The following is an 11795-nucleotide window of genomic DNA, read 5'->3' on the forward strand; positions in this document are numbered from 1 at the left end:
ACGCGGTCTGGTAATGCACGCCGTTGCGTACCGCCCACTCGGAAAGCTTCACCAGACTGAGGTTCACTGATGAATCACGCATCAGTTGTTAGCCCCACGCACGACGAAGGCCCCGCCGTGGTGGCGGGGCCTTCGTCGTACATGGGATGAGTGGAGATGGCGGGAATCGAACCCGCGTCCACCGGTGCGGAAACAGGGCTTCTCCGAGCGCAGTCCGCTGTGCTTTTCTCAGCCCCGGAGATCACGCGGACGAGTCTCCGACGGGCTCAGTCACTGTGTGATTTCCCGCTACGCCCCGTGACCGGGCCTAGCGGTTTAGTTCCCTAGCTGATGCCAGGATCCGGGTCGGGAACAGCCCCGGGCTGACACTTCGCAAGTCGCTACTTAGGCAGCGAGGGCGAAGGAATCGCGCTTGGTGTTGGCGATTATTGGTTGCGACATATGGTTTACGAGATCATTGCCGCTTCCTCGGCTCGCTTCCCCTGCTTCGACATCCGGTGTCGAAACCGATCATCCCCATGTTGATTTTTCAAACAAACAGCACACCCTGTGACGGGTGCTGCCGCCATCATAGGTGAACAACACGCGACGGGGCCACATCATTCCCGCCGGTTCGCTCCAGGTCAGGCGCGCTGACGGCGGCGGGCCGCCGAGATCGCCCGATCCGACTCGCGGCGGTCCTGCTTCTCGCGGAGCGTCTGCCGCTTGTCGTACTCCTTCTTGCCCTTGGCGAGCGCGACCTCGACCTTGGCCCGGCCGTCCTTGAAGTACAGGGCCAGGGGCACGATGGTGTGGCCGGTCTCCTGGGTCTTGCCGATCAGCTTGTCGATCTCCGCCCGGTGCAGCAGCAGCTTCCGCCTCCGACGGGCGCTGTGGTTGGTCCACGTCCCCTGGCTGTACTCGGGGATGTGCACGTTGTGCAGCCATGCCTCGCCGCCGTCGAGCTGCGCGAAGCCGTCCACCAGCGAGGCGCGACCCTGGCGCAGCGACTTCACCTCGGTCCCGGTCAGCACCAGACCGCACTCGTACGTGTCCAGGATGTGGTAGTCGTGCCGCGCCTTCTTGTTCTGCGCGATCAGTTTGCGACCCGTCTCTTTAGCCATGGTGCAGCCATTCTCGCACTAGGACCCGCCCCCGAGGCCACCCAATACTGTGCGCGCCCGCGCCTCGGCGGTCGGTCCGTCGTCGCCCTTGACCGTCAGGTCCGGGGCGATTCCCTCACCATCGACATTACGCCCGGCGGGGGTGCGGTAGTGGCCGACGGTGAGCTCGGCGACCGAGCCGTCGGGCAGCTCGCTGGGCATCTGGACGGACCCCTTGCCGAAGGTCCGGGAGCCGACGACGACGGCGCGGCCGCGATCCTGGAGCGCGCCCGTGAGCAGCTCGGCGGCGCTCATGGTGCCGCCGTCGACGAGGACCACGAGCGGGCTCGAGGTGTCGCCGCCGGGCTTGGCATCGAGGACGCGCTGGTCACCGCGGACGTCGTAGGTGGCCACCAGGCCGCCGTCGAGGAAGGAGGAGGCGGCGGTGACGGCCTCGGTGACCAGCCCGCCGGAGTTGCCCCGCAGATCGAGCAGGATGCCGTCGCCGCGCGGGATGCTCCGCACCGCGCGCCGGATCCGCTCGCCCGAGCCCTTGGTGAAGGAGTCGACCTTGATCCGGACGGCGCCGGGCTTCTGGTCGCTGAGGTGGTCGACGGTGACCGGCTCGGTCGCGAGCCGCGCCCGGCGCAGGGTCTGCCGCCAGCTGTGCCCGCCGCGCTGCAGGCCGAGCACGACCGGGGTGCCCGCCGACCGGGCGGCGTGGCCGCGCAGCCGGGCGACGACCTCGGTGACGGGCCGGCCGGTCACGCGCGTACCGTCGACCGTGAGCAGCCGGTCGCCGGCCCGGAGCCCGGCCTTACGGGCGGGGCTGCCGGGCTGGACGCGCTCCACCTCGATCCGCCCGTGGGCGTCCTGGCGGGCGGAGACCCCGACGCCGACGTACGCGCCGTCGAGGTGCTGCCGGAACCCCTCGTACTCACGGGCGCTGTAGACGGCGCCCCACCGGTCTCCGCTGCGGCTGACCACCTCGCGGGCGGCCTGGGAAGCGGACTTCCCGTCCTGCTGGGCCGCGGCGGCGGCCGCCTTGACCTGGTCGCTCTCGACGGAGCCGACCGGATGAGCCGGTATCCGGCCGGCGGCGGGCTCCCGGCCCGGTCCGGGCTCGGCGCCCCAGGAGCCGACGGCCGCCCCGGTGGCGAGCACGCTCGCGAAGACCAATGTCAGGGCGGCCCCGCGGCGAACGCGGCGGGGCTGGACGAACAAACACGGGCCCGACATGCCGGTGAGTGTAGGGCACCAACAGGCGCCGTACGGCGGCTTGTCCGGTACGGCGCCCTAGGCGAATGTCACACCTTGAGGTACTTGCGGAGCGCGAAGAAGGCCGCGAGAGCGGGCATCAGCAGCCCGATCGCCAGCACCAGCGGCAGCTTCGCCAGCACCGCGTCCCAGCCGATGAAGTTGATCACGTCGATCTTGTCCACCAGCCAGTTGTTGACCAGGAAGTACTGGCCGCTCACCAGCAGTACACAGGCGAAGCCCGCACCAAGCAGCCCCGCGATGGCGGCCTCCATGATGAACGGCATCTGGATATAGAAGCTGGACGCGCCGACGAGCCGCATGATCCCGGTCTCCCGGCGGCGGCTGAACGCCGAGACCCGCACCGTATTGACGATCAGCATCAACGCGACCACCAGCATCAGCGTCATCACGCCGAGCGCCGCGAAGTTCATGCCGTTGAGCAGGTTGAAGAGGTCGTCGACCAACGCCTTTTGATCCTGGACCTCCTGCACCCCGGGGCGGGCGGCGAAGGCGGTGGAGATCACGTCATAGCGCTCGGGGTCCTTCAGCTTGATCCGGAAGGACTCCTGCATCTGGTCCGGGGTCAGCGAGTCGGCCAGCGGCGAGTCACCGAACTGCTCCTTGTAGTGCTTGTACGCATCCTCGCTGGTCTCGAACTGCACCGACTCGACGATGTTCATCTGCTTCAGCTCGGAGCGGATCTCCGTCTTCTGGGCCTCGGTGACCGCGCCCTTCGCGCAGTTGGCCGAGGTCTCCTTGTCGTTCTTGTTGCAGAGGAAGATCGAGACGTTGACCTTGTCGTACCAGTAGCCCTTCATCGTGCTCACCTGCTCGCGCATGAGCAAGGACCCGCCGAACAGGGCGAGCGAGAGGGCAACGGAGACGATCACCGCGAAGGTCATCGTGAGATTGCGGCGGAGACCGACGCCGATCTCCGACAGGACGAACTGGGCGCGCATGGCGTCCTTTCAGTGCTGGTAGCCGTAGACGCCGCGGGACTGGTCGCGGACGAGACGGCCCTTCTCAAGTTCGATCACGCGCTTACGCATCTGGTCCACGATCTGCTGGTCATGCGTAGCCATGACGACCGTGGTGCCGGTCCGGTTGATCCGGTCCAGCAGCTTCATGATCCCGACGGAGGTCTGCGGGTCGAGGTTTCCCGTCGGCTCGTCGGCGATCAGCAGCATCGGGCGATTGACGAACGCGCGGGCGATCGCCACCCGCTGCTGCTCACCACCGGAGAGCTCACCAGGCATACGGTCGTCTTTACCGCCCAGACCCACGAGGTCGAGCACCTCGGGCACGGTTTTGCGAATGGCGCCGCGCGGTTTGCCGATCACCTCGAGCGCGAAGGCCACATTCTCGCCGACCGTCTTGTTGGGGAGCAGCCGGAAGTCCTGGAAGACCGTTCCCAACTGGCGGCGCATCTGCGGCACCTTCCAGTTGGACAGCCGCGCGAGGTCCTTGCCCAGCACATGGACCGCGCCATGGCTGGCGCGCTCCTCACGGAGGAGCAGCCGCAAAAAGGTGGACTTCCCCGACCCGGAGGAGCCCACCAGGAAGACAAACTCGCCCTTCTCGATCTCGAGCGAGACGTCCCGAAGTGCGGGACGGTTCTGCTTGGGGTAGGTCTTGGATACGTTGTCGAATCGGATCACTGGAGCACCACGGTGACCTGGGTAGCGGTACGGGCTGCCGCCGGAGCGGCTCCCGTCGGTGAGCGTGACCATACGCGAACCGCGTGCGAGCGCGCAGTCGCCGGCCGGAGTAGGTGCGCTTATTCACGGCACTATTGGGGGCAAACGGTTGACAAACTGGCCGCTGAACCACCCAGAGCGGCCACGAAAACGGTACGGATGCGGCACGGAATCGTGCGGGGCGCGCCGAACCGGGCGGAAGCTGGCACAGTGGAAGGGGAACCAACACCTTTCCCTGAGCGTTGGCCCCGTGTCTACTGCGGCACCGCCGCGCGGGAGGAGAAAGCGCATGACGTACGACAGGCTCGTCTGCGCCAACTGCGCGAGCCCCGTCAGCGAGGGCCGCTGCCCGGTCTGCCGGGCCAGCAGGGAGCGCCTGCAGCAGCAGGACGGCATGTTCGGCGGGCTGACGCCGGCCGCGCTGATAGCGCTGCTGGTGGCGCTGATCGCGGTGGCCGTGCTCGCCCATGAGGTGGCCGCCGCGGCATAACGCACGGTTATGAATCGTCCACACAGACGCACGAGGGGCCCGGAGCTCTGGAGAGCTCCGGGCCCCTCGCCGTGCGTGAGGCGCGTGGTCAGGCCACGTTGTTGCGGTTCACCAGGCGCGGCACAGAGCGGAAGCCAATGCCACCGGCGATCATGGTCGCGGCGCCGACCAGCAGGAAGGTCGTCTGGTCGCCGGCACCGGTCTCGGCCAGCTGCTCCTTGGCCTTGCCCTGCTGCACCGGCTTGGAGCCGACATTGTCGGTGCCGGTGTTGTCGTCGCAGTTGGTGCTGTTGAGATCCATCGTGCAGGTGTGGTCGTTGCCACCACCGTTGTCGCCGCCGCCGCTGCCGCCGGGCGCGGTGGTCGAACCGTCGGTCGGCTGACCGGAGGGCTCGTCGGTCGGCTCGCTCGTGGGCGGGTCGGTCGGCTCACCCGTGGGCGGGTCCGTCGGCTCACCCGTGGGCGGGTCCGTCGGCTCGCCGGTCGGCGGGTCCGTGGGCTCGTCGGTGGGCGGGTCCGTCGGGGTCGGCGGGTCGGTCGGCTGAGTCGGCCCCGTCGGGATCCCGGTCGGCTCATCGGTCGGGCCGGGCTTGCCAACGCTGACGCCCGCGTCCAGACCCTTCTCATCCGCCTTGGCCGAAACGTTGACGCCGGCGACACCGACATCGATACCGACGGCCGATGCGGCGCCGGCGGCGGTGAGCGACGCGCCGGCCGCGATCACCGCGCCAGCCGCTATTCGCGCGACCAGCAGCCGCGTCTTCTTCGTCATCTGCCTGCTACCCCCAGTAGCTGTACTCGTCAATGGAGCAGCTATGCACGGGGCCACGATCGCCGGGGGGTCTTGTTCCGCGGTCCCCGCCCGTGGGGCGGTCCGCTGGTCCCCGTTCCACACGCGCCCCAGTCATACGCATGCCGCGCGTCAGCCTTTCCAGTTTTCATATCACCGTCAAGGTCATTGCGGGTGACATGTCCGCTATGAAAGTGCTTGCGCGATGCATGGGTACAGGACTGTGACCAAAAAGCGCGCTCGCGCGGCCACTTGGGGCGCGCTCGGGGGCGTGCGGGGTTACTTCTCCTGCTGCTTGCGCCAGCGGATCCCGGCCTCCAGGAAGCCGTCGAGCTCCCCGTCCAGAACCGCCTGCGGGTTGCCGACCTCGTGCTCCGTGCGCAGGTCCTTGACCATCTGGTACGGGTGCAGGACGTACGAACGCATCTGGTTGCCCCAGGAGTTGCCGCCGTCGCCCTTGAGCGCGTCCATCTTGGCCTGCTCCTCCTGACGGCGGCGCTCAAGCAGCTTCGCCTGGAGGACGTTCATCGCGGTCGCCTTGTTCTGGATCTGCGAGCGCTCGTTCTGACAGGAGACGACGATGCCGGTGGGGATGTGGGTCAACCGCACCGCGGAGTCGGTCGTGTTGACGCCCTGGCCGCCGGGGCCCGACGAGCGGTAGACGTCGACGCGCAGCTCGGACTCGTCGATCTCGATGTGATCGGTCTGCTCCACGACCGGCAGCACCTCGACGCCCGCGAAGGACGTCTGGCGGCGGCCCTGGTTGTCGAACGGCGAGATCCGCACCAGCCGGTGGGTGCCCTGCTCGACGGAGAGCGTCCCGTACGCGTACGGGATCTTTACGGCGAAGGTGGTCGACTTGATGCCGGCCTCCTCCGCGTACGACGTCTCGTAGATCTCGGTCTTGTAGCCGTGCCGCTCGGCCCAGCGCAGATACATCCGCTGGAGCTGCTCGGCGAAGTCGGCCGCGTCGACCCCGCCCGCCTCGGCGCGGATGTTGACGACCGCCTCACGGGCGTCGTACTCGCCGGACAGGAGGGTACGCACCTCCATCTCGTCGACGGCCTTGCGCACGGCGTCCAGCTCGGTCTCGGCCTCGGCGCGCGCGTCCTCGTCGCCCTCGGCCTCGGCGAGCTCGAAGAGCACCTCAAGATCGTCTATACGGCCGCGCAGATCCTCGGTCCGGCGCAGCTGCCCCTGGAGATAGGAGAGCTTGCTGGTGACCTTCTGGGCGCTCTCCGGGTCGTCCCACAGGGACGGGGCCGCCGCCTGCTCCTCGAGCACGGCGATGTCGGCCCTCATCTTGTCGAGGTCCAGGACGGCCTCGATCGACCCCATGGTCGAGGAGAGGGACTTCAGCTCTTCGGATACATCGACGACTGCCACGGCACCAGCGTAACCGCTATGGACGGCTGACCGGCCCCGGTCATCGCGTACCGGCGTCCTGGGAGGACGAGTGCTGGCCGCCGCCCGGCGAATCGCCGCCGTCGTCACCGTCCGTAGCGAGCCAGCCACCGACACCCACGACGAGCAGCGCCGCCGCCGAGATGACCGCGACCTTGATCCTCCGGCGGCGCACCGCCTCCGAGGGCCGGTTACGGGCCGAGCCGGCCCGTCGCTGGCCGTGGACGCGCGGGGCGCGCGCGGTGCCGTGGGCGCCGCCCGCGAGCTCGTCCGCGCTGGGCACGCGCATGCTGGTGTGCGTCTCGCGGCTGGAGTCGGGCACCGCTCCGGGGACCAGCGGCACCGCGCCGCGCCGCCGCGCGGGCGTCTCGGCGGAGGCGGGGGCGTGGTGCCGCGGCTCCTCGTACGCGCTCTCGCGCTCGCCCTCCTGCTGCTCGTCCGGCTCGTCGATGTCCAGCGGCGGGTATCCGGCCAGGCTCGGCAGCAGCTCGCGCAGGCGCGCCGCCAGCTCGGAGGCGCGCAGCCGGGAGGCGGGCGCCTTGGCGAGGCACTGGAGGAGCAGCTGCCACAGCTCGTCGGGGATCCCGGGCAGGGGGGCCACGGTCTCGGTCACATGGCGGCGCAGAATCGCGCCCGGGTGGCCGCCGCCGAACGGCGTGAAGCCCGCCAGCAGCTCGTAGAGGACCGTCGCGAGGGCGTACACATCGACGCTGGCCCGCGGCGGCAGCCCCTCGATGATCTCGGGGGCGAGATAGTCCGGGGTGCCGATGACGCTGCGCGGGTTCGGGGAGCGGCCCTGGCCCGGCTGCTGGGCGCGGCCGGGCTGCTGGGCGCGGATCCGGGTGGGCTCGTCGACCAGGCGCGCGATGCCGAAGTCGGTGAGCAGGGCGGGGTGCGAACCGCCGGGGCCGAGCGGCCCCTGCATGTCCAGCAGCACGTTCTCCGGCTTGACGTCGCGGTGCACGACCCCGGCGGCGTGCGCGGCGGCCAGCGCGTCGGCGACGTCCGCGGCGATCGCGACCGCCGCCTCCGGGGAGAGCCGGCGCTCGCGGTCCAGCCGGGTGCGCAGATCCGTACCGCGGATCAGGTCCATGACGAGCGCGAGGTCGTTGCCGTCGACCACCAGGTCGCGCACCCCGACCACCCGGGGGTGGTCGAGGCCGAGCAGCGCGGTGCGCTCCTGTACGAAACGGCCCACGAGCTCCTGATCGGAGGCGAGATCCTCACGCAGAAGCTTGATCGCGACGGGTCCCTCGGGCCCTTCGCCCAGCCACACCGTGCCGGCGCTGCCGCGTCCCAGGACCTGGTGCGCGGCGTACCGACTGCCGATCTTCCGTGACAAGACTGCTCCGAATCCTCCGACAAGGGGGGGCACGTTGGCGACAAAACTACGCGGCTACCGGCGCGTTGGGTGCACCAGACAGCGACAACTGTCACTTCTGCGGCGGAAAACACCCTTCGGATGTCGACAAATCGCCGGAGTCGGAGGTACGGAGGCGGGGGCGGCGGTGGAAACGGTGACGGATCAGTTGGGACCGCCGAGGTCCGAGACCCAGTGCTTGACGTCCGAGATCCAGCCGCTGACCGCGTGCCAGTAGCCCTGCCCGTCGGCGACCCAGTCCTTGAGCGGGGTCAGCTCCCAGATCAGCCAGGAGCCCACGACCAGGATCACGATCATGAACAGGCAGCCCTTGAGACACCCCAGACCGGGGATCTTCATCGGGTTGGCGCCGCGCTGCCGGGGTTCGCGGCGCGGCTCCGGCCGCTGGGGCGCCTGCGGCGGCGGCGCATAGCGCTGCGGCTGCGGCTGCTGGGGGTGGTGCGGCGCCGGGGCGTACCGCTGCGGCTGCTGGTACGGCTGCCCGGGCTGCTGCTGGGGCGCCGGGCGGTGCGGGCGGCGGCGCAGCGGGTCCTCGCCCGGGTCGAGGTACTGGACCTGCGTCTGATCGTTGCGGTCGCGCGCCGCGCGCAGCTGGTTCTGCCAGGGGTGCGGGTCGTCCTGCCCGGGCCCGCCGGGCGGCACGGGCGGCATCGCGCGCGTCGGGTCGGCGCCGCCGCGCGGGCCGGCGCCGGTGGGCAGCACCTGGGTGGGATCCGCGTTCGGCCCGGTCGTCGGCATGACGTTGGTGGCCGCCGCCGGGTCGTACGAGGGCGCGTTCGTCGGCAGCGCCTGGGTCGGGTCGGCCGTGCCCGCGGGCGCGGTGTCCGGGACCGGGGCGGGCGCCGGGTCCGGCGCCAGCAGCGCGGCGACGCCGAACGCCGCCTCCGCCTGCGCGGCCGAGGCGTGCACGCCGACGCCGGCCGCGACCACGCGCAGCGCGCGGCCCAGGCTCTCGGCGCTGGGCCGCTCCTCCGGCCTCTTGCGCAGACAGCGCTCTATGACGGTCCACAGCGGCTCGGGCACGGTCGAGGGGCGCCGCGGCTCCTCGCTGAGGTGGCGGTGCAGCACCTCCAGGGCCGTGTTGCCCGCGAACGGCGGACGACCGGTGACCAGCTCGTACAGCAGGATGCCCGCGCCGTAGATGTCCACCGCGGAGGTCTGCGGACGGCCCTCGGCAGACTCCGGCGCCACATAGGCGGGGGTGCCGACGAACTCCTGGGTGCGGGTGAGACCGGGCGAGTCGGCGAGGCGCGCGATGCCGAAGTCGGTCAGCATCGGGTGCATCTCCTGGCCCTCCCCCGTGCCCGCGAGCAGCACGTTGGCGGGCTTGAGGTCACGGTGCACCACACCGTCGGCGTGGCTGGCGGCCAGCGCGTCGGCGATCTGCGCGGTGAGGAGGGACGCGGCGACCGGGGTGAACGGGCCGTTGCGGCGCAGATAGTTGTGCAGGTCCGGGCCGTCGACCAAGTCCATGACCAGGGCGAGCAGATCGCCCTCGACCACCAGGTCGCGGGTGCGGACGATATTGGGGTGGGTGAGGCGGAGCAGCACGGAGCGCTCGCGGAGGAAGCGCATCACGATGTCCGCGTCGCTCGCGAGCTCCTCCTTGAGGACCTTGATCGCGACGGTCTCGCCGGGCTGCCCGGCCACGGCGGCCTCGGCGCCCGCCGTCTCCCGCTGGCGGGCTCGCCAGACGGTGCCCGTGGCTCCGCGTCCGAGCGGCTCCTCGAGCAGGTACTTGCTGCCTACCGGCCGCACGTCATGCGCTCCCTGATCGTGGTCTTGTCACTTGCTGCATCGTTCGACTGCCTATGGTGCACGTCCGACCCACTGTAATGGGGACGCACGAAGTGCCGTACTGATCACCACACGAGTAGCACCGGGTGTGCGACCGGCGCCCCGCTCGGGGGAAGACGTGTGATCCGGACAGTTGGTTGCCGCGGGCCGGTCCGGCCCGCGCCGCACGGGGTCGTCCGGCGTCGCAACGGTGGCCGTTCCGGTCGCAAACAGCCAGTTTCGGCCGACTGGCCGACCAATCAAGATCATGTGGCGCCGGGTGGCGGGCGAAGTGTCAGTGGCAGGTGCGAGGATGCACGCAGCACGGAAGCGCCGAGCGGTGGGGGGCTCACGCTCCGTGACCCGTACGACCCCGTACGGACCTGTACGTGCCGAAGGGGCCTGGGGGCGGTGGTGGGGCTGGCACCCCTGCCCGGCCCCCCGGACAGAAGGGACCGTTGACGGCGATGCAGATTCGGCTGACCGTCCTCGGGCCGCGCAGCGCCCACCCGGGCCGTTCCGGCCATCCTGCTCCCGCGCCTGCGGGTGCGCCTGCGCCGCGGGCGCACGGTTTCGCGCACGGTGCGCACGCCCGCGCGAGCGCTGTCGACGTCCTCGTGACCGCCCCCGTCGGCACGGCTCTCGCCTCGGTCGCGGGCGGGCTCGCCGCCGCGGTCGCCGCCGCCGGGTACGACGCGGGGGGCGGCAGCGGAGCGGTGGTGCTCTACGCGGGGGGTGAGCGGCTGGACCCCCAGCGCCGTGTGATCGGCGAGCCGCCGCTGATCGACGGCGCGGTGCTCTCCCTCCACGCCCCGGCCGACGACGACCACTACCCCGGCTATCTGGGCTACCCCGGGCTGCCCGAGGCCGCCGTCTCCGATGCCACCGTCCACCTCGACGTGGTCGCGGGGCCCGACGCGGGCGGCGTCCATCTGCTCCACGGCGGCCAGGTCCGCATCGGCCGCTCCGCCGACGCGGACGTCCCGCTGGACGACCCGGACGTCTCCCGGCTGCACTGCGCCGTCACGGTCGCCGAGGACGGCCGGGTCACCATCGCCGACCTCGGCTCGACGAACGGCACCGCGGCCGACGGCGCCCCGGTCGGCCCCCACCCGGTGCCGCTGGCGCCGGGCGCGCTGCTGCGGATCGGCGAGTCCGCCCTTCGGCTGCGGGCCCCCTCCGCGGCCCCCTCGTCCCCCGACCCCCTCCCCGCCCACCCGGACGGCGAGGGCCACCTCCGCGTCACCCCCCGGCCGGACACAAGGACGGTCACCCACACCGAGGGCCCCTGGACCGGCGCCCCCCAGTCCCCCCGCACCCACACCACCGAGGGCACCTGGACACCCCCCACCCACCACCCGGGCGCGGGCTGGAGCCGGGTGCCGTCCCCGGAGCACGACGGCCACGGCGGAGACGACCAGGGCCCCGGCGGCCGGCCGGCAGCCGGAGCGCGCGGCAGCGCGGGCGGCTACCGGCCGGGCCACGACCAAGGCGGCCAGGGCCCCTGGGCGACCGGCGCCCGACCCACCGACGACGGACCGGACCACCGGCACGCGGCCCGGGGCTCGGACAGCGGCACAGCCGCGGGCCCTGGCCGGCGCGACGAGCGCGAGCGCCGGCCCGGCGCGCAGCCGGGAGCGGGGACGCGCGGCGGCTCCGGCGGATACGGGCCGGGACGCGACCAGGGCGACCCCCGGGCGACCGGCGGGCAGCCGGGGCGCGGCGCGGGCGGGCGCGGGCCGGCGTACGGCCCCAGCGGCCAAGACCACTGGGCGACCGGCGAGCAACCGGACCACCGGGCCGGCGGGCAGCGCGCGGCTGGGCGGGAACCGGGCCTCGGAGCATTGAGCAACCGCGCCGCCCTGGGTCATAGTGAATCACCACCGCAGAGTTCCGATGTCCCGTGAGATGGGCG

The 11795-nt window shown here is 71.3% G+C and carries 9 protein-coding genes, 1 other RNA gene and 1 pseudogene; 2 read left to right on the forward strand and 9 right to left on the reverse strand.

Features of this window, described 5'->3' with window-relative positions; translation table 11 throughout:
- Window positions 1-148: 148 nt before the first annotated feature.
- The 5 genes from ssrA to ftsE form a co-directional block, all read right to left on the reverse strand.
- Window positions 149-518: a transfer-messenger RNA gene (ssrA, locus tag ABZS71_RS34915) on the reverse strand.
- Between the two features lie 105 nt (window positions 519-623).
- Window positions 624-1103: an SsrA-binding protein SmpB gene (gene smpB, locus ABZS71_RS34920; protein WP_355847986.1), complete on the reverse strand. Its 480-nt coding sequence runs from the start codon at window positions 1101-1103 to the stop codon at window positions 624-626.
- 18 nt (window positions 1104-1121) lie between these two features.
- Window positions 1122-2321 carry a S41 family peptidase gene (locus ABZS71_RS34925; protein ID WP_355847983.1) on the reverse strand — a complete coding sequence of 400 codons (1200 nt, stop codon included), beginning with the start codon at window positions 2319-2321 and terminating at the stop codon, window positions 1122-1124.
- Window positions 2322-2389: 68 nt separating this feature from the next.
- Window positions 2390-3301 (reverse strand): permease-like cell division protein FtsX, encoded by a 912-nt coding sequence (gene ftsX, locus ABZS71_RS34930; RefSeq protein WP_355847980.1) that lies wholly within the window; start codon window positions 3299-3301, stop codon window positions 2390-2392.
- Window positions 3302-3310: 9 nt separating this feature from the next.
- The gene (gene ftsE, locus ABZS71_RS34935; RefSeq protein ID WP_069863504.1) at window positions 3311-4000 is read right to left on the reverse strand and encodes a cell division ATP-binding protein FtsE; all 690 of its coding nucleotides are present in this window, start codon (window positions 3998-4000) and stop codon (window positions 3311-3313) included.
- Between the two features lie 328 nt (window positions 4001-4328).
- Between ftsE and ABZS71_RS34940 the strand changes: the two genes are divergently transcribed.
- On the forward strand, window positions 4329-4529 hold the full coding sequence (locus ABZS71_RS34940; RefSeq protein WP_355847976.1) for a hypothetical protein: 201 nt from the start codon (window positions 4329-4331) through the stop codon (window positions 4527-4529).
- Window positions 4530-4617: 88 nt separating this feature from the next.
- Here ABZS71_RS34940 and ABZS71_RS34945 read toward each other — a convergent pair whose 3' ends face one another.
- The 4 genes from ABZS71_RS34945 to ABZS71_RS34960 all read right to left on the reverse strand — a co-directional run bounded on the left by ABZS71_RS34945 (window position 4618) and on the right by ABZS71_RS34960 (window position 9862).
- Window positions 4618-5301, reverse strand: coding sequence for a PT domain-containing protein (locus tag ABZS71_RS34945; protein WP_355847973.1), 684 nt, complete (start codon window positions 5299-5301; stop codon window positions 4618-4620).
- Between the two features lie 297 nt (window positions 5302-5598).
- Window positions 5599-6705 carry a peptide chain release factor 2 gene (gene prfB, locus ABZS71_RS34950; protein WP_355847971.1) on the reverse strand — a complete coding sequence of 369 codons (1107 nt, stop codon included), beginning with the start codon at window positions 6703-6705 and terminating at the stop codon, window positions 5599-5601.
- Between the two features lie 40 nt (window positions 6706-6745).
- Window positions 6746-8065, reverse strand: coding sequence for a serine/threonine-protein kinase (locus tag ABZS71_RS34955; RefSeq protein ID WP_355847968.1), 1320 nt, complete (start codon window positions 8063-8065; stop codon window positions 6746-6748).
- Between the two features lie 183 nt (window positions 8066-8248).
- The gene (locus ABZS71_RS34960) at window positions 8249-9862 is read right to left on the reverse strand and encodes a serine/threonine-protein kinase (protein WP_355847965.1); all 1614 of its coding nucleotides are present in this window, start codon (window positions 9860-9862) and stop codon (window positions 8249-8251) included.
- 485 nt (window positions 9863-10347) lie between these two features.
- Between ABZS71_RS34960 and ABZS71_RS34965 the strand changes: the two are divergent.
- A pseudogene (locus tag ABZS71_RS34965) lies at window positions 10348-11127 on the forward strand (FHA domain-containing protein); the annotation flags it as partial.
- Window positions 11128-11795: the final 668 nt, after the last annotated feature.

The sequence above is a fragment of the Streptomyces sp. NPDC005393 genome, from assembly GCF_040606675.1.
Classification (GTDB): Bacteria; Actinomycetota; Actinomycetes; order Streptomycetales; family Streptomycetaceae; genus Streptomyces.